Here is a 19,717-nt window from a genome sequence, read left to right on the forward strand (position 1 = left end):
GCACCCCCTCAACCACGCTTCAGGTCGACCGCCGGCAGCGACGGCAGCGTGCAGTCGTAGGGCCTGGCGTCCTTGCTCGGGTTCTTGTAGCCGCCGGGGCCGTCGGCGTTGAGCACGCCGGAGACGTCGCGCAGGCAGATCTGCGGGCCTTCGGCGCGGCGCGGGTTGACGTAACCGTCGAACAGCACGTCCGGGAAGCTGCCGGTGAGGCCGTACATCGCCACCTTCAGCGCCTTAAAGTCCATCCGGTCGGGCGAATCGCCGCCACCGGACAGGCGGTTGCCGTGCACGTGGATCCGCTCGGGATACGGATCGAACGCACCGGAGGCCTTGTCGTCCTTGTAGCCGGTGGAATACACGCTGGACACGATGATGTTGCCGGTGCGGTTGCCGGCGATGTCGTTGTCGAAGATCTCGATATTGTCGTTGGAGTTGATCACCACGCCGCTGCCGGCCGGCACGCTGGCCACCGGGGTGCCCTTGGCGCCGAAATTGTCGTGGTTGTTCTCCACCACCTTGTTGCGGAACACCCGGATCGCGTCGCCCTGCTGGGTCAGCGCCGGCATGTTGAACACCAGGATGCCGCCGGTGTTGCCGGTGGCCTGGTTGTCGTGGACGTCGGCGTTGATGGTGTTCTCGATCTCGATGCCGGCCACGTTGCGTTCGGCGCGGTTGTTGCGGACGATGACGTCGCGCGACTGGCCGACGTAGATGCCCGAGTCCGAGGCGCCGATGGCCACCGAGTCCTCGATCAGCACGTTCCTGCACAGCACCGGGTACAGGCCGTAGCCACCGTTGCTGGTGCTGGGCCCGCCGGTCCACTCCACCCGCACGCCGCGCACGGTGACGTTCTCGCACTGGCTGATCTTGAAGCCGTCGCCCTTGCTGTCCTCGATCGCCAGGTTTTCCAGGGTGAAGCCATTGGCGTTCACCAGCAGGCCCTCGGCGCCGGCCTTCTGCCCCTTGAAGCTGAGGATGGATTTGTCCATGCCCCTGCCGCGCAGGGTGACGTTGTCCACCCGCAGGCTGAGGCTGCGGTCGAAGCGGAAGGTGCCTTCGGGCACCTCGATCACATCGCCGGGCCGGGCATCGAGCAGCTTCTGCTGCAGTAGCCTGGCGAAGCCGGCATCGCCGGGCGCCGGGGCCGGGGCCGGGGCCTCGGGGGTCTTCTGGCAAGCGGAGAGCAATAGCGCAAGTGCGCCGATCGTGCCGACAAGAATGCTGCGCTGCATGAATTCTCTCCCGTACGTGCTCGCCAAGTCTGGGCCGCAGTCTGGTGCGGCGGGGCACATTGCGCGAAGGGCATAAGCGGCATACAAAGGGGGGCAAACCGGACAATCGGAAGGACCTCGGATGCGTTTGACCACCGCAATCGGCGATGACCTGTCCTCCGCCGACCGACCGACCAACATCCTCTGCGGGCTGATGCAGTTCGCCGCCGAGAGGGCAATCGACTGCAGCGCCTGGTTCGCCGGCACCCGTCTGCAACCCGAGGAAATCAGCAATCCCGACACCCGCATCTCGTACCGCCAGGCGAGCACGGTGATCCGCCGCGCGCTGGCGGCACTGGCCGTGGAGGGCCTGGGCCTGGAGCTCGGCGGCCGCCAGAACCTGGGCAACTTCGGGCTGCTCGGGCTGGCGATGAAGACCGCCCCCGATTTCGGCGAGGCGGTGCGCGTCGGCCTGGCCTACCAGCGCAACAGCGGCGCGCTGATGGACATCACCCTGGCCGAGCATGGCGACGGCTGCGTGGCGGCGGTCGCCAGCGCGCCGGACGAAGCCCACGACCTGCAGCCGTTCCTGTGCGAGGAGCTGTTTGCAAGCGTGCTGCAACTGGTGCGCGAGCTGGTCGGCCCGGGGTTCCAGCCGCAGCGCCTGGAACTGGGCTACCCGGCGCCGCGCCATGCACAGCGCTACCGCGACCTGTTCGGCTGCGAGGTGCGTTTCGAACAGTCGCGGCATGCGCTGGTGATCGACCGGCGCTGGCTGGAGCTGCCCTTCACCAGCTACAACCCGGTGACCTCGAACCAGGTGATGACCCTGTGCCGCATGCAGATGGATGCGCGGCCGGTCTGCGGCGAGACCACCGCCGCGCTGGAAAGCCACCTGCGCACGCGCCTGCGCGAGAACCCGCAGATGGCCGAGATGGCCGCGGCGCTGCACCTGAGCGAACGCACCCTGCGCCGGCAGCTGGCCGAGGAAGGCACCTCGTTCAGCGCGATCCACGACCGCGTGCGCACCAAGCGGGCGATGGAACTGCTGCGCGACCCGACGCTGTCCATCGTCGCCATCGGTGGCCGGCTGGGGTTCAACGACGCCCGCGAGTTCCGCCGCGCGTTCAAGCGCTGGACCGGGCGCGCGCCGAGCCAGGCACGGCGCGCCGGCGATTGAAGGCAGGCAGGGCCGCGGGTGCAGCGCACCTTGACGGATGCCGGCGGCAGGACGGACGACGCCGCGCATCACGGCGCGGCGTCGGTCCTGCCTCCATGGCCCGGCACCCAGCGCCGGGCGCGACCGCTCAGCCGCGCAGCTGGGCCAGCGCCTCGCGCGTCATCGGATCGGCGATCTCCACCGCCCCGCCCTGCAGCGCCGGCAACAGCTGGTTGGCCAACTGCTTGCCCAGCTCGACGCCGAACTGGTCGAAGGCGTTGATGCCCCACACCAGCGACTGCACGTAGACCGCATGCTCGTACATGGCCACCAGCGCGCCCAGCGCGCGCGGGGTAAGCGCATCGAGCAGGATCAGCGTGCTCGGGCGGCCACCGGGATAGCGGCGGTGCGGATCGTCGCTGTCCTGGCCGTTGGCCAGCGCCTCGGTCTGCGCCAGCAGGTTGGCCAGCAGCGCCTGGTGGTTGAGCGTGTACGGGTCGTCGCCGCGCACGCAGCCGATGAAATCGGCCGGCACGATGCTGGTGCCCTGGTGCAGCGCCTGGAAGAAGCTGTGCTGCACGTCGGTGCCCGCCCCGCCCCACCACACCGGCACGGTGTCGGCTTCGACCGGACTGCCGTCGAGCCGGACCCGCTTGCCCAGGCTTTCCATCACCAGCTGCTGCAGGTACGCCGGCAGCAGCGCCAGGCGCTGGTCGTAGGTCATCACCGCGTGGGTGGCGTAACCCAGCGCGTTGCGGTTCCAGATGTCGGTCAGCGCATGCAGCACCGGCAGGTTGCGCTCCAGCGGCGCGCTGGCCGCATGCGCGTCCATTTCCGCGGCGCCGGCCAGCAGCTGGCCGAAGCGCTCGAAGCCGATCGCCAGCGCGATCGGGAACCCCACCGCCGACCACAGCGAATAGCGGCCGCCGACCCAGTCCCACATCGGCAGCACGCGCGCGGCGTCGATGTCGAACGTGCTGGCGGCGCGGTCGGGATTGGCGCTGACCGCGTACAGCCGGTCGCTGCCGCCCAGCCAGTCGCGCAGGATCGCGCCGTTGAGCAGGGTTTCCTGGGTGCCGAAAGTCTTGGAGATCAGGATGCCGGCGGTGGTGGCCGGATCGAGCGTGGCCAGCGTGCGCTGCATCGCCGCGCCGTCGACATTGGAGACGAAGTGCACGCGGAAGCGCGCGCCGCTGGCCGGGCGCAGCGCATCGGCCACCAGCCGCGGTCCGAGGTCCGAACCGCCGATGCCGACGCTGACGATGTCGGTGACGTTGCTGGCCTCCAGTGCCTGCACCAGTGCGCCCATGCGCGCCTGCACGGCCGCCGCTTCGGCATGCGCCGCCACCGCCGCGGGGCATCGCTGGCGGCACCGCGCAACGCGCTGTGCAGCACCGCACGGTCTTCGGTGAGGTTGATCCGCTCGCCGCCGAACAGGCGCGCGAAGCCGCCGGCGACGTCGCGCGCGGCGCCCAGGTCCAGCAGTGCCTGCAGGGCGGCGCGGTCATATGTCTGCCGCGCGAAGTTCACGTACAACGGACCGACCTTGAACGCCAGGGATTTCACCCGGTCCGGCTCGGCGGCCAACAGCGAGGGAATACCCGTGCCCTGCAGACGCTGGGCGTGGGCGTGCAATGCGGTCAATCCGTTGTGCGTGGTCATGCGGCCTGTGTGGGGATGGAGTGGTTGGTGTGGGTGATGCGGTTGTTGCCGTCGACATACACCAGCTTGGGCTGGAAGCTGTCGGCCTCGGCCTCGCTCATGCCGGCGAAGGCGGCGATGATGATGATGTCGCCCACCTGCACGTGGCGCGCGGCGCCGCCGTTGAGCGAGATCACCCCGCTGCCGGCCTCGGCGCGGATGGCATAGGTGGAGAAACGCGCGCCGTTGGTCACGTCCCAGATGTGCACCTGTTCGAACTCGCGGATGCCGGTGGCTTCCAGCAGGTCGCCGTCGATCGCGATGGAGCCTTCGTAGTTCAGCTCCGAGTGGGTGACGGTGGCGCGGTGGATCTTGGTCTTGAGCAGGGAAAGTTGCATGGCGATGCCGGGAAACTGCGATAGAAAGCACGCAGTCTAGCACCGGCCGGGGCCCTTGCCCGCACTGCAACATGAGCGGCCGTGCCCGCCCGCGCGGGCAGCGAAATGGCGCCACGAGGGCGCCATTGCAGGACATCGAAGCGCATCGGCCGGGACAGCGGCGGTCCCGGCCGGGCGGGTCAGAACTCGATGTTGTCGATCAACCGGGTGCTGCCCAGGCGGGCGGCGACCAGGGCCACGCGGGCGCCGGCGTCCTCGCCCGGCTCGCCCAGGTCCGGCAGCCGCACCACCGCGTAGTCGACCTGGAACCCGGCCGCCTGCAGCCGCGCCGCGCCCTCGGCCTCGACCTGCGCCCGCGGGGTGCCGGCCCGGCTGGCGTCGCGCATGCCCAGCAGCACCTGGCGGATCACCGCGGCCTGCGGGCGGGTATCGGCGGTCAGGTACTGGTTGCGCGAGCTCATCGCCAGGCCGTCGTCCTCGCGCACGATGTCGCCGCCGACGATCTCGATCGGGAATGCCAGGTCGGCCACCATCTGCCGGATCACCGCCAGCTGCTGGTAGTCCTTGCGCCCGAACGCGGCCATGTCCGGCTGCACCTGGTTGAACAGGCGCGCGACAACGGTGCACACGCCGTCGAAATGGCCCGGGCGGTGAGCGCCCTCGAGCAGCGCGCTGACCCCCGGCACGTGTACCTTGGCCGCCAGCTCCACGCCGAACGGATACATCGATTCGACCGTGGGCAGCCAGAGCACGTCGCAGCCGGCCTGCTCAAGCCCGCTGGTGTCCGCCTCGGGGGTGCGCGGGTAGCGGGTGAAGTCCTCGTTCGGGCCGAACTGGGTCGGGTTGACGAATACGCTGGACACCACCCGGTCGGCGTGCCGGCGCGCCAGCGTGACCAGCGAATAGTGGCCGGCGTGCAGGTTGCCCATGGTCGGCACGAAGCCCACCCGCAGCCCCTGGCGCTTCCAGCCGCCGACGATGGCGCGCAGCCGGGAAAGTTCGGTGACGGTCTCGATCATGATGCGTACGCATGCTCCGCGTCGGGGAAGGTACCGGCGCGGACCGCGTCGGCGTAGGCGCGGACGGCGCCGGCCACCGAACCGCCTTCGGCAAGGAAATCCTTGACGAACTTGGGCCGGCGGTGGCCACTGTCCAGGCCGAGGAAATCGTGCATCACCAGCACCTGGCCGTCGCAGCCGGGGCCGGCGCCGATGCCGATGGTGGGGATCGCCACGTCGGCGGTGACCTGCGCGGCCAGCGGCGACGGCACGCATTCGAGCACCAGCAGCGCGGCGCCGGCGGCGGCCACCGCACGGGCGTCGGCCCGCAGCCGCTCGGCGGCTTCGCCGCGTCCCTGCACCTTGAAGCCGCCCAGGGTCAGCACCGACTGCGGGGTCAGGCCCAGGTGCGAGCACACCGGGATCTCGCGCTCGACCAGGTAACGGATCACGTCCAGCTTGAAGCCGGCGCCCTCGATCTTGACCATCTCCGCGCCGGCGCGCAGCAGCTGCAGCGAGGCTTCGAACGCACGCTCGGGGGTGGCATCGGCACCGAACGGCAGGTCGGCCACCAGCAGCGCGCGCTGCAGTACCCGCGCGACCGCGGTGGTGTGGTAGGCGATGTCGGCCACGGTGACCGGCAGGGTCGAATCATGCCCCTGCACCACCATGCCCAGCGAATCACCGATCAGGATCAGGTCGACCCCGTTGGCATCGAACGTGCGGGCGAAACCGGCGTCGTAGGCGGTCAACATCACCAGCTTCTGGCCATTGCGCTTGGCCTCGGCCAGCGCCGGGACGGTCCAGGGCTTGCTGTCTGCGTGGGTGCTCATGTGGGGATAACGATCGGTGATGAGCCGCGCATTATCCCCCTATCGGCGTGATACCGCAGGTTTCGATGGCAGCCAGCGCGCCACGCACCGTTCCATGGCCGGGAATCACCGCCTCCGGCGCCACCTCGGCCAGCGGCAGCAGGGCGAAAGCGCGCTCATGCAGGTGCGGATGCGGCACCTTGAGCTGCGGCAGGTCGATCACCTGCGCCGCGTACAGCAGCAGGTCCAGGTCGAGCGTGCGCGGGCCCCAGCGCTCGCCGGCCATGCGCACGCGGCCGAACGCCTGCTCGGTCGCCAGCAGGCGCTCCAGCAGGGCCGGCGCCGGCAGCGTGGTCTCCAGCGCCACCGCGGCATTGATGAAATCCGGCTGGTCCTCGTTGCCCCAGGCCGGGGTGCGGTACAGCCGCGACGCGGCCAGCAGGCGGCAGCCCGGCAGCGTCGCCAGCGCCTGCACCGCCGCACGCACGGTGGCCGGCGCATCGCCGAGGTTGGCGCCCAGGCCCACGCACGCCATGACCATGGCGCTTACTCCCCCGCGGCGGCGCTGCTGCGGCGACGGCGACGGCGACGGCGCGGGGCCGCGCCCTCCTCGGCAGCGCCCTCGGCCTGCAGCGAGTCCAGCGACGACTCCAGTTCGCGCCCGGACTGCTGCTGCGCCTCGCGCCAGAACGCGATGTCGGCGGCATGTTCACTGGACGCGGCCTGGCGCAGCACCAGGAAATCGAACGCGGCGCGGAAACGCGGATGGGTCAGGGTGCGGAACACGCGCTTGCGCTGGCGCGAGGCGAAGCGCGACTGCAGCAGCCAGATTTCCTGCATCGGCAACGAGAACCGGCGCGGCAGCGCGATGGTGGTGAGCTGGTGCAGGGTCACCCGGTCGGCGGCGCGGCGCTGCGCCTCTTCCGGCGCCAGCCCCTGCCGCTGCAGGGCGATCAGGGTGCGGCAGAACGCCGGCCACAGCAGCAGCGCGAACAGGAACGCCGGCGACACCGGCTCGTCGTTGGCCACGCGCGCGTCGGTGCTGCGCAGCCCCTCGATCACGAAGCGGCGCAGGGCCCCGCTGCGGTTGCTCTTCAGCGCGGCCGCGCTCTCCGGGAACAGGGCCGGCAGCAGGCCATGGCGCTCCAGGCCCTCGAAACTGGCCACGCCGTGCCCGGACAGGAACAGCTTGAGCACTTCCTCGAACAGCCGCGCCGGCGCCGCCTCTTCCAGCAGCCCGGCCAGGCGCGGGATCGGCTCGGCCGTGGCCGGCTCGATCCCGAAATCGAGCTTGGCCGCCAGCCGCACCGCGCGCAGCATGCGCACCGGGTCCTCGCGGTAGCGCTGCTCGGGGTCGCCGATCAGCTTCATGCGCCGCGCCAGCACGTCCTCGAAGCCACCGACGTAGTCGCGTACCGAGAAATCCTCGATGGCGTAATACAGGGCGTTGCAGGTGAAGTCGCGGCGCACCGCGTCGTCCTCGATGCTGCCGTAGACGTTGTCGCGCACCAGCATGCCGTTCTCGACCTCGCGGTCGCCGCTGCCGTCGTCGATGTTGGCGCGGAAGGTTGCGACCTCGATGATCTCGCGGCCGAACACCACGTGCGCCAGGCGGAAGCGGCGGCCGATCAGCCGGCAGTTGCGGAACAGCTGCTTGATCTGCTCCGGCGTGGCATCGGTGGCCACGTCGAAATCCTTGGGCCGCCCCCCTACCAGCAGGTCGCGGACGGCGCCGCCGACCAGGTAGGCACCGAACCCGGCCTCGCGCAGGCGGTAGAGCACACGCAGGGCATTGGGACTGACGTCCTTGCGCGAAATGGTGTGCTGGTCGCGCGGGATGACGCGCAGGGTGAACGGCGTTGTAACTGTGGAATTGATGTTGGCGATTCCGGTTGGGGTTGCAGGGTTGCCTGGCGGCAAACAGGTGCATATACTAGCGCGCTCGCCGGACGCGACCAAACGCTCCCTTCGTCTAGTGGTTAGGACGTGGCCCTCTCAAGGCTAAAACAGGGGTTCGAGTCCCCTAGGGAGCGCCAACTCCGTCCGCGAAATCAAAAAGCCCCGCCCATGCGGGGTTTTTTGTTGCCGGCGCATCGCGGCGGCGCCACCAGCGCAGGCCGGCCGCCGCGCCCTCGCACACGCCACGGGCATGGCCGGCGCGCGACAGCCGGCGCGAATGAAAATGGTCCCGCCCAGCGACGGCATCCTGCTCTAGAATTGGCGTGTTCAACGCCGGACCACGTCATGCCCTTTGTCGTCACCGAAAACTGCATCAAGTGCAAACACACCGATTGCGTCGAAGTCTGCCCCGTGGACTGCTTCCATGAAGGCCCCAACTTCCTGGTGATCGACCCGGACGAGTGCATCGACTGCACCCTGTGCGAGCCGGAATGCCCGGTCAACGCCATCTATCCGGAGGACGACGTGCCGGCGGGCCAGGAAACCTTCGTCGCGCTGAACGCCGAGCTGGCCAAGGCCTGGCCGGTACTGACCGTGCGCAAGGACCCGCCGGCCGATGCCGCCGAGTGGGACGGCAAGCCGGACAAGCTCAAGCTGCTGGAACGCTGACCCGCCAGGCGGGACACGAAAAAAGGGCGCCGTCGGCGCCCTTTTCGTTTCCGCGAGCAGGCGCCGGCCAGGCCGGCGCAGCGCACCCGTCGCCCATGGCGGCATGCCGCCATGGGCCGCGGCAACCGTACTTACGGCGCCAGCTTGGCCTTCAGCGCACCGAGCAGCTTGATCGCCGCCGGGTCGGTGGCCGGCAGGCCACGCGGATCGACCGCCGACACGTAGGCGCCGGCGTCGACGCCGACCACGCGCACCAGGAAGTTGCTGCCTTCATAGGCCACGTCGTACGAACCCAGCAGCTGCGCGCGGCTGGCGATGGTCACGCCCTCGACCGTGGCCAGGGCGTCACCGACCTTGCCGAACACCTCGTCGCGGCTGCCGCTGGCGGTGAAGCCGCCCTGCGCCGGCTGCGCCGCGGCGGGCTGCGCCGGACGCGTGGCCGATGCCAGCGCCGGCACCTGCGACGCGCCGGCGGTGTTGGGCAGGGTCAGGTCCGGCGGCACTTCGAGCGGACGCATTTCCGGCGCCAGCGCGTAGTCGCCGCGCGCGCCACGCTTGAAGCAGCCGGTCGCGGTGACGGTGGTGGCGATGGCCAGCAGGGCCAGCGAAAGTGCGCGGACGGCGGAACGGGAATGACGCATGGTGTATCTCCAGGTTCTGGCCACTGCAGGTTCAGTGGCTGGATAGTGCTTCCAGGGCGCCCACGTCGGCCGCCAGGTGGTCGGCGGCGGCGTGGTGCGGGGCGGACAGGGGCAACAGCGGCAGGCGCAGTCCATGGCCGATGCCCAGGCGCTGCAGCAATGCCTTGACCGGGATCGGGTTGGACTCGAGGGTGAAGAAATCGTGGTAGGGCTGCAAGCGCGCGTCCCAGGCTTCGGCGGCGGCATGGTTGCCGGCGCGCGCCAGGTCGCACAGGGTACGGAACGCCCCCGGCAGCACGTTGGAACCGACCGACACCAGGCCGTCGGCACCGGCCAGCAGCGCGCGCGCGGCGCTGGCATCGTCGCCACCGAGGACGGCAAAGCCGTCGCCGCGCAGTTCCAGCAGCGCCTTCATGCGGGTCGAGTCGCTGACCGCTTCCTTGATGCCGACGATCCGCGGATGCGCCGCCAACTGCGCCACGGTGTCGGGCAGCAGGTCGCAGCCGGTGCGGCCGGGCACGTTGTACAGCACCACCGGCAGCCCGCCCTGCTCGGCCACGGCCAGGTAATGCTGGCACAGGCCTTCCTGGGTCGGGCGCACATAGGGCGGGGTGACCACCAGCGCATGGGTGGCACCGTTGCGCGCGGCACGGCGGGTGGCCTCGATGGTGCGGGCGGTACCGGAATGGCCGGTCCCGGCAAGCACCGGCATGCGGCCACCGAGGACCTCCACGGCGGTGCGCAGCAGGGTGTCGTATTCGGCGTCGGACAAGGTGGCCGCTTCGCCGGTGGAGCCGGCCACCACCACGCCCTGCGCGCCCCCGGCCTCCTGCAGCGCCAGCAGCCGCCGCCAACCGGCGCCATCCAGTGCGCCGTCGGCAAGGAAAGGCGTCGCCAGGGCGGTGATGAGGCCGGAAATGGACAAGGGGAACGCCGTTCTTCGAGGGGGCTGGGAATCCCGCCTGGCGGCGGGTTCGTGACCGGGGGCATGTTACTTGCCGGTCGAAAGCACGGGCAAGTATGCTGGGTGCCAGCGAACGTGCCCGCGCCGGCGCCGTTCAGACTCACAGAGCACCCCGGAACCACCTTGACCAACAGCACCCCGCGGCCGCAGCCGACCGAAAACCACCTCCTGATCAACGCCTACACGACGCATCCGGAGTCCCCGCTGCTGTCCGTCACCCGCCGCATCGCCGACAGTGGCTGCAACCTGGTCGACGCGCGGCTGTCCACGGTGGGGCGCGATGTCTCGGTCACCACGCTGGCCACCGGCTCGTGGGACGCGGTGGCCAAGCTCGAGGCGATGCTGACCCGGCTGGAGCGCGAGGAAGGCCTGAAGCTGGTGTGGTACCGCACCGCCGCCAAGCAGGCCCAGTCCAACCTGCTGCCCTACATCGTGGAAGTGATCGCCGCGGACAAGCCCGGCATCCTGTTCCAGCTGGCCGACTTCTTCGACCGGCAGGGCATCACCATCGAGAACCTGCAGAGCACCCGCTACCAGGCCATGCAGACCGGCGCGGAGATGTTCTCGGCGCAGATCACCATCGGCGTGCCGGCCAACATGCACATCGCCGCGCTGCGCGACGATTTCCTCGAGTTCTGCGACCACCTCAACCTGGACGCGATCATGGACCCGATGAAGTTCTGAACATTCGCGCGTCCGTCACGGGCGTGCGGCGTTTCATGTAGCTGCAATGGAAGTACCCCAGGCTCCGGAAAGGATCTGATGAACATCGGCGATACCCTGGACCGCACCACTCTCGAGCTGCCGCTGGCACTGTCCGGCGGCGCCACCACCACCCTCGCCGCGCAGGCCGGCCTCTGGCTGGTGCTGTACTTCTACCCGAAGGACAGTACCCCCGGCTGCACCACCGAAGGCCTGGAGTTCAATGCCCTGCTGCCGGCGTTCAAGCGCGCCGGCGCGCGGGTGTTCGGCGTCTCCCGCGACTCGGTGAAGTCGCACGACAACTTCTGCGCCAAGCAGGGCTTCGGGTTCCCGCTCATCAGCGATGCCGACGAGGCGCTGTGCAATGCCTTCGACGTGATCCGCATGAAGAACATGTACGGCAAGCAGGTGCGCGGCATCGAGCGCAGCACCTTCCTGGTCTCGCCCGACGGCACGCTGGTGCAGGAATGGCGCAAGGTCAAGGTCGCCGGCCATGCCCAGGCCGTGCTCGACGCCCTGAAGGCCGCCCGGTCCACGTGAGTCCCATCGCCCACCTCGTCCGCCGCGCCCCTGCCCCGCAGGTCGTGGCGGTTTTTCCCTGCCCGTAACCAGGAATCGACGATGACCCGAGGCAAGCGCATCTACGTGCTGGATACCAACGTGCTGATGCACGATCCGACCGCGCTGTTCAAATTCGAGGAGCACGACGTCTACCTGCCGATGCAGGTGATCGAGGAACTGGACAACGGCAAGAAGGGCACCTCCGAGGCCAGCCGCAACGCGCGCCAGGTCAGCCGCTTCCTCAACGAGCTGATCGAGGCCTCCGGCATCGGCGGCATCGCCAGGGGCGTGCCGCTGGTGCTGCCGCAGGGACTGCAGCTGCGCGGCGCGCGCAGCGCCGGCCACCTGTACTTCCAGACCAGCCATTTCGAGGCCGGCAAGAGCTTCGGCGCGGTGATCCCGGACAACGCGATCCTCGGCGCGATCCTGGCGCTGAAGGAACAGACCCCGGACGTGCCGGTGGTGTTCGTGTCCAAGGACATCAACCTGCGGATCAAGGCGGCCATCGCCGGGATCGACTCGGAGGATTACGAGAACGACCGCGCGCTGGACGACTTCAGCCTGCTGTACACCGGCGCCACCGCGCTGCCCGAGGATTTCTGGAAGAAGCACGCAAGCGACCTGCGCAGCTGGAGCGACAAGGGCCGCACCAGCTACGAGATCCGCGCCACCGACGACGAACAGTGGTTCCCCAACCAGTACGTCTACCTGCCGGGCGATGACGAGGTCGAACTCAAGGTCGCCCGGGTCGAGGCCGATGGCCGCATCACCCTGACCCTGGTCGATGACTTCCGCCACGGCGCGCATTCGGTGTGGGGGATCACCGCGCGCAACCGCGAGCAGAATTTCGCGCTCAACGCGCTGATGGACCCGGAGATCGACTTCGTCACCCTGCTCGGCACCGCCGGCACCGGCAAGACCCTGCTGGCGCTGGCCGCGGGCCTGGCGCAGACCATGGACACCCAGCGCTACCGCGAGATCATCATGACCCGCGCCACGGTCAGCGTCGGCGAGGACATCGGCTTCCTGCCCGGCACCGAGGAAGAGAAGATGACGCCGTGGATGGGCGCGCTCACCGACAACCTGGAAGTGCTCACCCACAACCAGGAAGGCGGCGCCTGGGGCCGCGCGGCCACCAACGACCTGCTGGCCTCGCGCATCAAGATCCGTTCGCTGAACTTCATGCGCGGGCGCACCTTCCTGTCGCGCTACCTGATCCTGGACGAGGCCCAGAACCTCACCCCGAAGCAGATGAAGACGCTGATCACCCGCGCCGGCCCCGGCACCAAGATCGTCTGCCTGGGCAACGTCGAGCAGATCGATACGCCCTATCTGACCGAGACCACCTCGGGCCTGACCTACGCCGTGGACCGCTTCAAGAACTGGCCGCACAGCGCGCACATCACCCTGCGCCGCGGCGAGCGCTCGCGGCTGGCCGATTACGCATCCGAAGTACTGTAACGTCGCCGACGCGATGCCCCGCCCTCCCGACCGCCCATGCCCATGACCCATCCCGAACTGGAATGCTGCAAATGCCACGCTCCGATGCACCCCGGCTATCTGCTGGAGGAGGGCCATGCCAACGAACGCTCGATCACGGCCTGGGTGGAAGGCCAGCCGCAGAAGTCGTTCTGGATGGGCCTGAAGACGCCGCGCCAGAAACTGGCCACGCGCACCTACCGCTGCACCGGTTGTGGTTACCTTGAGAGCTACGCGCCCGCCCCTGCCACCACTGCCTGAAGTCCGCCACGCACTGCCCGGAGTCGCCGTGAAAGCCGCCCGTTCCCTGCTCCTGTTCGTCCCCGGCCTGCTCGCGCTGGCCGCCTGCACGCCGGCCAACGTGAAGCCCGGCGCCACCGTGCCGACAGCGATCAAGGCCGGGCAGTCGTGGGTGGTCACGCGCCCGCTCGTCGCCGCGCAGGTGCTCGACACCTGCTCGCGCGACAGTCCCGCCAGGCAGCCCGATGGCGTCAGCGGTTACTGGGCGCCCAGCCGCGCGCAGATCGACGCGCTGGAAAGCCGCCTGCAGCAGCTGCAGCCCACCATCGCCGAGCCGGCACGCTCCAGCCGCCAGTACGTGGGCTTCATCGCGCGGGGCCGGCAGCTCATCTACATCAACGCCTTCACCCTGCCCGACCACGACAAGACCAACCCGGCCCGCGAGGCGGTACGGGTCTGCGACGGCGGCGCGGCCTTCTGGGGGCGGTGTACGACCCCCAGACCGGCAACTTCTCCGAGATCGCCCGCAACGGCGGTTTCTGAGCGGGCCGGCGGTACCGTCAGCGCCATGGGCATACAGCTCCCCCGCTGGGTATGGATCGGCGCGATCGCGCTGTCCTGCGTGGCCGGCATGGTCAACGTGGTCGGCTTCCTCGGCTTCGAGCACCAGGCGGTCAGCCACCTCACCGGTACCACCAGCCAGCTCGGCATGGCCCTGGCGCAGCGCGACTGGCGCAGCGTGTCGCACCTGTGGGGCATGCTCATCGCCTTCTCGCTGGGCGCCATGCTCAGCGGGCTGATCGTGCAGGACGGCACCTTGCGGCTGGGCCGGCGCTACGGCGTGGTGCTGACCATCGAATCGCTGTTGCTGCTGGTGGCGATCCCGCTGTTCAAGCAACAGCAGATATGGGGCGCGCTGGCCGCGGCCATGGCCTGCGGCCTGCAGAACGCCATGGTCACCACTTTCAGCGGCGCGGTGGTGCGCACCACCCACCTCAGCGGCATGTTCACCGACCTGGGCATCGGCCTGGGCCATCTGCTGCGCGGGCTGCCGCTGCAGATGCGGCGGCTGACGCTGAGCGGGCTGATCATCAGCGGCTTCCTCGCCGGCGGCATCATCGGCGCCTGGCTGTTCCAGCGTTACGGGTACGACGCGCTGCTCGCACCGGCGCTGCTGACCGGCTGCACCGGCGCCACCTACATCATCTACCGGCTGTCGCAGCACCTGTACCCCGCGCCCTGACGGCAGCAGCAGGCCAAACGCGGCACAATCGCGCCATGACGCCTTCCACTCCCGTTTCCGTCCTCACCATCGCCGGCTCCGATTCGGGCGGCGGCGCCGGCATCCAGGCCGACCTCAAGGCCTTCGCCGCGCACCGCGTGCATGGCCTGTCCGCGATCGCCGCGCTGACCGCACAGAACACCCGCGGCGTCGTCGCCGTGCACGTGCCGCCGCTGGAATTCCTGCAGGCCCAGCTCGACGCCTGCTTCGATGATTTCGACATCCACGCGGTCAAGCTCGGCATGCTCGCCAACGCCGATGTCATCCACCTGGTCGCCGACGTGCTGGAAACGCGCCGGCCGCCGCAGGTGGTGCTGGACCCGGTGATGGTCGCCACCAGCGGCGCGCGCCTGCTGGAAGCCAGCGCGCTGCGCGCGCTGCGCGAGCGCCTGCTGCCGCTGGCCACGCTGCTCACGCCGAATGCGCCCGAGGCCGAGCTGCTGCTCGGGCGCCGCATCGGCAACGCCGGCGAGGCCGAGGACGCCGCCGCCGCGCTGCTCGGGCTCGGCGCCGGGGCGGTGCTGCTCAAGGGCGGGCACCTGGATGAAGGCCCGCGGGTGATCGACCGCTACTTCGATGGCGTCACCGGCGAGGAATTCAGCCACGCCCGGCTGCCGGTAAATGCGCACGGCACCGGCTGCACCCTCGCGGCGGCCATCGCCGCGCAGCTGTGCCGCGGGCTGTCGCTGCCCAATGCCTGCGGGGCCGCCATCGACTACGTGGCCCGCGGGCTGCGCAACGGCTACCCCCCGGGCGCGGCGAGGTCATGGTGCTGGATCACTTCGGCGCCGCCGGGCCGGCATGAGCGCGCATACCATCATCGACGTCGCCGCGGCCGACGGACACCGCTTCCAGCTGCTCGCCCAGGTACCCCCGCAGCCGCGGGCGGCGGTGCTGTGGCTGCCCGCCCTGGGCGTGGCCGCCCGCCACTATCTGGCGCTGGCCGAGGCCCTGGGCGCACGCGGCGTCGCCGTATTCGTGCACGAATGGCGCGGCAACGGCAGCAGCAGCCTGCGCGCCGGCAGGCGCGACGACTGGGGCTATCGCGAGCTGCTGCTGCACGACCTCCCCGCCGCCGAGGCAGCGGTCCGCTCGGCGCTGCCCGGGCTCGCGCTGCGGCTGGGCGGACACAGCCTCGGCGGACAACTGGCGTGCTGCCATGCCGGCCTGCACCCGGAGGCGTTCACCGCGCTCTGGCTGGTCGCCAGTGGCACCCCGTGGTGGCCGGGTTTCCCGGCGCCGCGGCGCTGGCTGCTGCCGCCGGCCTACCGTTTCCTGCCCTGGCTGGCGCACCGGCGCGGGGCGCTGCCCGGGCGCCGCCTCGGCTTCGGCGGCAACGAGGCACGCGGCCTGATCCAGGACTGGGCCCGGGTGGGCCTCAGCGGCCGTTACGCCGCGGCGGGGCTGGCGGTCGACCTGGAGGCGGCGATGCGCGCGCTCGCGCTGCCGGTGAACGCGCTGCTGTTCGAGGCCGATTGGCTGGCCCCGGCCGGATCCATGCGCCACCTGCTGTCCAAGCTGCCGGCCGCGCCGGCGACGCTGCGGACCCTGTCCGACAGCGAGCTGGGCACCCGCGCGGACCATTTCAGCTGGATGAAATCACCGGCCATCGTCGCCGATGCGCTGGCATCGGCAGCGTTATAGGAAAATTTCACAAAAGCGTTGACGCCTGCGCGTCATATCCGCATAATTCCGCTCCTGACGACGCGCCCGTAGCTCAGTTGGATAGAGTACCTGGCTACGAACCAGGCGGTCGGGAGTTCGAATCTCTCCGGGCGCGCCAGTTTGGAACATTGCACATGCAGTGCTCCCCGTCAGAACAATAAAGGTAAAACGCGCCCGTAGCTCAGTTGGATAGAGTACCTGGCTACGAACCAGGCGGTCGGGAGTTCGAATCTCTCCGGGCGCGCCATTACACCGAACAGCAGGCCTTGCCTGCTGTTTTTTTTTGCGTTCCGGAAAAGCCGCGAGCGCGACAGGCCCGCCGCCACACCACCCTTGAACACACCGCGCGCGATGCCTCAAGACAGGTCCAGCGCAGCGGCCACGGCCACCGTACCGGCAGGCCTGCCTGGCGAACGCCGCGCGACAACCCGCTTGGACGGACGGGCGGCAAAAAAACGCCGGCTTGCGCCGGCGCTTTCATTCAACGCGGACGGTGGCTTTTCAGCCCTCCGATACCGGCACGCCCTGCTCCGCCCCGTCGGACGCCGGATCCTCGTCGGCATCGTCGCCCGACTGCAGCGACGCATCCAGGCGTTCGACCGCCTGCAGCTTCTCGCCCTTGGACAGGCGGATCAGGGTCACGCCCTGGGTGTTGCGGCCCACGCGCGAGATTTCCGAGCCACGGGTGCGCACCAGGGTGCCACCATCGGAGATCAGCAGCACCTCGTCGCCCGTGCCCAGCAGCACCGCGCTGACCAGCCTGCCGTTGCGCTCGCTGGTCTGGATGCCGATCACGCCCTGCGTGCCACGCCCCTTGCGCGGGTAGTCGGCCAGCGGGGTGCGCTTGCCGTAACCGTTCTCGGTGGCGGTGAGGATGTACTGCACGCCGGCATCGTCGGCCGACTCGATGATCTCGCCGCCTTCGGCCGCGATCTCCTCGACGCCGTTGTCGTCCTCGTTCTCGTCCTCGGCGCCGCCGGCGCTTTCGGCCACGATCAGGCTGACCACTTCCTCGCCCTTGGCCATCTTGATGCCGCGCACGCCGGTGGCGGTGCGGCCCATCGAACGCACCCGGTCCTCGCCGAAGCGCACGGTCTTGCCGTTGGAGGCGAACAGCAGGATGTCGCGCCCGCCATCGGTCAGGCCGACGCCGACCAGCGCATCGCCCTCGTCGAGGTTGATGGCGATCTTGCCGCGCGCCAGGCGGAACGCGAACTCGCTCAGCGGGGTCTTCTTGACCGTGCCGTTGCGGGTGGCGAAGAACACGAAGTGGTTGTCGTCGTACTCGCGCACCGGCAGCACCGCCTGCACGCGCTCGCCGTTCTCCAGCGCGATCCAGTTGATGATCGGGCGGCCACGCGCGTTGGAGCCGGCCTCCGGCAGCTGGTACACCGGCAGCCAGAACACCTTGCCGGAACTGGTGAATGTCAGCAGCGTGTCATGGGTGTTGACCAGCCACAGCTGTTCGATCGAATCCTCGTCCTTGGTCGCCGCCGCGCTGCGGCCGCGGCCGCCGCGCTTCTGCGCACGGTAGGCCGACACCGGCTGGCGCTTGACGTAGCCGGCGCGCGACAGCGTCACCACCACGTCCTCCGGCGCGATCAGGTCGAGGATGTCCAGGTCTTCCTCGCTGTGGCGGATCTCGGTGCGGCGCTCGTCGCCGTACTCGGCGCGCACGCTCTCCAGCTCCTCGCGGATCACCTGCAGCAGGCGATCGGGATTTTCCAGGATGTGGATCAGCCCGGCGATCACGTCCAGCAGCTGCCTGTATTCCTCGGTGAGCTTGTCCTGCTCCAGGCCGGTGAGGCGGTGCAGGCGCATTTCCAGGATCTGGGTGGCCTGCACGTCGGACAGCTGGTAGTGGCCGTCGACCAGGCCAATGCCCCTGGGCAGGTCTTCCGGACGCGAGGCCTCGGCGCCGGCGGCACCCAGCAGCGCGCCGACCAGGCCCGGCTCCCACACCTTGGCGAGCATGCGCTCCTTGGCCTCGGCGGGGTTGGACGAGGTCTTGATCAGCTCGATCATCTCGTCGATGTTGGCCAGCGCGACGGTCAGGCCTTCCAGCACGTGCGCGCGGGCGCGCGCCTTGCGCAGTTCGAAGATGGTGCGGCGGGTGACCACCTCACGGCGGTGGCGGACGAACGCCTCCAGCATCTCCTTGAGGTTCAGCAGCTTCGGGCGGCCGTCGACCAGCGCCACCATGTTGATGCCGAACACCGACTCCATCTGGGTCTGCTGGTACAGGTTGTTCAGCACCACCTCGGCCGATTCGCCGCGCTTGACCTCGATGTAGATGCGCATGCCGTCCTTGTCGGACTCGTCGCGCAGCTCGCTGATGCCCTCGAGCTTCTTTTCCTTGACCAGCTCGGCGATCTTCTCGATCAGCCGCGCCTTGTTCACCTGGTAGGGAATCTCGGTGACGATGATCGACTCGCGGCCATTGTCGGCCACTTCGATGTCGGCCTTGGCGCGGATGCGCACGCGGCCACGGCCGGTACGATAGCCGGCGATGATGCCGGCGGTACCGTTGATGATGCCGGCGGTCGGGAAATCAGGCCCCGGGATGTACTCCATCAGCCCGTCCACGTCGATCGACGGGTTGTCGATCAGCGCGATGCAGGCGTTGATGGATTCGGTGAGGTTGTGCGGCGGGATGTTGGTGGCCATGCCCACCGCGATGCCGGCCGAGCCGTTGACCAGCAGGTTCGGGAAGCGCGTCGGCAGGACCGTCGGCTCCAGTTCCTTCTCGTCGTAGTTGGGCTGGAAATCGACGGTTTCCTTGTCGATGTCGGCCAGCATCTCGTGGCTGATCCGCGACAGGCGCGATTCGGTGTAACGCATCGCCGCCGGGCTGTCGCCGTCGACCGAGCCGAAGTTGCCCTGGCCGTCGATCTGCATGTAGCGCAGCGAGAACGGCTGCGCCATGCGCACCAGCGTGTCGTAGACCGCGCTGTCGCCGTGCGGGTGGTACTTGCCGATGACGTCACCGACGATGCGCGCCGACTTGTAGTACGGCTTGTTGGCGTGCGCGCCAAGCTCCTGCATCGCGTAGAGGACGCGGCGATGGACCGGCTTGAGGCCGTCGCGGGCGTCGGGGAGCGCGCGGCCCACGATCACGCTCATGGCGTAATCGAGGTAGCTCTTGCGCATCTCGTCTTCCAGGTTGACCTGGATGATTTCCTTGGCGGTTTCTGCCATTCGGATTCCGTATTCTGGTAGCGGTCCGGAGCAGCGCCGACGGCCCTTGTGGGCGGTCCCGGCACAAGCCCGATTCAAGTGGCCGAGTTTACCACACGGCGCCGTCTGCCGCCTCGGGCGGCAGCACTTTTAACGGAATAAATCAGGGACTTAGCTGCTGCGCGGCAGCGTCAGCAGCGGTTTTACCGCACCGCCGCC

General features: G+C 69.3%; 17 protein-coding genes, 3 tRNA genes and 2 pseudogenes. 12 read left to right on the forward strand and 10 right to left on the reverse strand.

Going from position 1 to position 19,717, the window contains the following annotated elements; genetic code table 11:
- Window positions 1-8: 8 nt before the first annotated feature.
- Window positions 9-1,232 (reverse strand): hypothetical protein, encoded by a 1,224-nt coding sequence (locus B1L07_09535; protein ID AUZ55289.1) that lies wholly within the window; start codon window positions 1,230-1,232, stop codon window positions 9-11.
- Between the two features lie 193 nt (window positions 1,233-1,425).
- On the opposite strand from B1L07_09535, the gene B1L07_09540 reads away from it, so the two are divergent.
- Window positions 1,426-2,391: a hypothetical protein gene (locus tag B1L07_09540; GenBank protein AUZ56537.1), complete on the forward strand. Its 966-nt coding sequence runs from the start codon at window positions 1,426-1,428 to the stop codon at window positions 2,389-2,391.
- A 127-nt stretch (window positions 2,392-2,518) separates the two neighbouring features.
- On the opposite strand, the pseudogene B1L07_09545 reads toward B1L07_09540, so the two are convergent.
- From B1L07_09545 to B1L07_09570, 6 genes and pseudogenes are all read right to left on the reverse strand, one after another.
- A pseudogene (locus B1L07_09545) lies at window positions 2,519-4,032 on the reverse strand (glucose-6-phosphate isomerase).
- Window positions 4,029-4,409: an aspartate 1-decarboxylase gene (locus tag B1L07_09550; protein AUZ55290.1), complete on the reverse strand. Its 381-nt coding sequence runs from the start codon at window positions 4,407-4,409 to the stop codon at window positions 4,029-4,031. Before B1L07_09550 ends, B1L07_09545 begins: the two are co-directional and overlap by 4 nt.
- A 179-nt stretch (window positions 4,410-4,588) precedes the next feature.
- A complete protein-coding gene (locus B1L07_09555) occupies window positions 4,589-5,428 on the reverse strand; it encodes a pantoate--beta-alanine ligase (GenBank protein ID AUZ55291.1) in 840 nt (279 codons plus the stop codon).
- Window positions 5,425-6,240 carry a 3-methyl-2-oxobutanoate hydroxymethyltransferase gene (locus tag B1L07_09560; GenBank protein ID AUZ55292.1) on the reverse strand — a complete coding sequence of 272 codons (816 nt, stop codon included), beginning with the start codon at window positions 6,238-6,240 and terminating at the stop codon, window positions 5,425-5,427. Before B1L07_09560 ends, B1L07_09555 begins: the two co-directional genes overlap by 4 nt.
- A gap of 31 nt (window positions 6,241-6,271) precedes the next feature.
- Window positions 6,272-6,760, reverse strand: coding sequence for a 2-amino-4-hydroxy-6-hydroxymethyldihydropteridine diphosphokinase (locus B1L07_09565; protein ID AUZ55293.1), 489 nt, complete (start codon window positions 6,758-6,760; stop codon window positions 6,272-6,274).
- A gap of 5 nt (window positions 6,761-6,765) precedes the next feature.
- Window positions 6,766-8,139, reverse strand: coding sequence for a polynucleotide adenylyltransferase (locus B1L07_09570; GenBank protein ID AUZ55294.1), 1,374 nt, complete (start codon window positions 8,137-8,139; stop codon window positions 6,766-6,768).
- A 41-nt stretch (window positions 8,140-8,180) separates the two neighbouring features.
- On the opposite strand from B1L07_09570, the gene B1L07_09575 reads away from it, so the two are divergent.
- Both B1L07_09575 and B1L07_09580 read left to right on the forward strand, forming a co-directional pair.
- A tRNA-Glu gene (locus tag B1L07_09575) sits at window positions 8,181-8,255 on the forward strand.
- 208 nt (window positions 8,256-8,463) lie between these two features.
- The gene (locus tag B1L07_09580) at window positions 8,464-8,787 is read left to right on the forward strand and encodes a ferredoxin (GenBank protein ID AUZ55295.1); all 324 of its coding nucleotides are present in this window, start codon (window positions 8,464-8,466) and stop codon (window positions 8,785-8,787) included.
- Window positions 8,788-8,918: 131 nt separating this feature from the next.
- Here the strand turns inward: B1L07_09580 and B1L07_09585 are convergent, their stop codons facing one another.
- Window positions 8,919-9,428 (reverse strand): hypothetical protein, encoded by a 510-nt coding sequence (locus tag B1L07_09585; protein ID AUZ55296.1) that lies wholly within the window; start codon window positions 9,426-9,428, stop codon window positions 8,919-8,921.
- A 31-nt stretch (window positions 9,429-9,459) separates the two neighbouring features.
- On the reverse strand, window positions 9,460-10,353 hold the full coding sequence (locus B1L07_09590; GenBank protein ID AUZ55297.1) for a 4-hydroxy-tetrahydrodipicolinate synthase: 894 nt from the start codon (window positions 10,351-10,353) through the stop codon (window positions 9,460-9,462).
- A 162-nt stretch (window positions 10,354-10,515) separates the two neighbouring features.
- On the opposite strand from B1L07_09590, the gene B1L07_09595 reads away from it, so the two are divergent.
- From B1L07_09595 to B1L07_09635, 9 genes and pseudogenes are all read left to right on the forward strand, one after another.
- A complete protein-coding gene (locus tag B1L07_09595) occupies window positions 10,516-11,076 on the forward strand; it encodes a transcriptional regulator (protein ID AUZ55298.1) in 561 nt (186 codons plus the stop codon).
- Window positions 11,077-11,154: 78 nt separating this feature from the next.
- Window positions 11,155-11,634, forward strand: a complete 480-nt coding sequence (locus B1L07_09600) for a peroxiredoxin (GenBank protein ID AUZ55299.1) — start codon at window positions 11,155-11,157, stop codon at window positions 11,632-11,634.
- Window positions 11,635-11,715: 81 nt separating this feature from the next.
- Complete coding sequence (locus B1L07_09605) at window positions 11,716-13,116, forward strand: phosphate starvation-inducible protein PhoH (protein ID AUZ55300.1); 1,401 nt, start codon at window positions 11,716-11,718, stop codon at window positions 13,114-13,116.
- Between the two features lie 84 nt (window positions 13,117-13,200).
- Window positions 13,201-13,395 (forward strand): hypothetical protein, encoded by a 195-nt coding sequence (locus B1L07_09610; GenBank protein ID AUZ55301.1) that lies wholly within the window; start codon window positions 13,201-13,203, stop codon window positions 13,393-13,395.
- 547 nt (window positions 13,396-13,942) lie between these two features.
- Entirely contained in the window at window positions 13,943-14,617 is a 675-nt protein-coding gene (locus B1L07_09615; protein ID AUZ56538.1) for a DUF1275 family protein, read from the forward strand.
- Window positions 14,618-14,652: 35 nt separating this feature from the next.
- Window positions 14,653-15,461: pseudogene (locus tag B1L07_09620) on the forward strand (bifunctional hydroxymethylpyrimidine kinase/phosphomethylpyrimidine kinase).
- On the forward strand, window positions 15,458-16,300 hold the full coding sequence (locus tag B1L07_09625) for a hypothetical protein (protein ID AUZ55302.1): 843 nt from the start codon (window positions 15,458-15,460) through the stop codon (window positions 16,298-16,300). The pseudogene B1L07_09620 and the gene B1L07_09625 overlap by 4 nt, the downstream one beginning before the upstream one ends.
- A 62-nt stretch (window positions 16,301-16,362) precedes the next feature.
- Window positions 16,363-16,439, forward strand: a tRNA-Arg gene (locus tag B1L07_09630).
- Between the two features lie 52 nt (window positions 16,440-16,491).
- Window positions 16,492-16,568: transfer RNA gene (locus tag B1L07_09635), tRNA-Arg, on the forward strand.
- Between the two features lie 254 nt (window positions 16,569-16,822).
- Here B1L07_09635 and B1L07_09640 read toward each other — a convergent pair.
- Window positions 16,823-19,519: a DNA gyrase subunit A gene (locus B1L07_09640; GenBank protein AUZ55303.1), complete on the reverse strand. Its 2,697-nt coding sequence runs from the start codon at window positions 19,517-19,519 to the stop codon at window positions 16,823-16,825.
- Window positions 19,520-19,717: the final 198 nt, after the last annotated feature.

Origin of the sequence: Stenotrophomonas acidaminiphila, from assembly GCA_002951995.1 — a bacterium.
GTDB classification, from domain to species: Bacteria; Pseudomonadota; Gammaproteobacteria; order Xanthomonadales; family Xanthomonadaceae; genus Stenotrophomonas; species Stenotrophomonas acidaminiphila_A.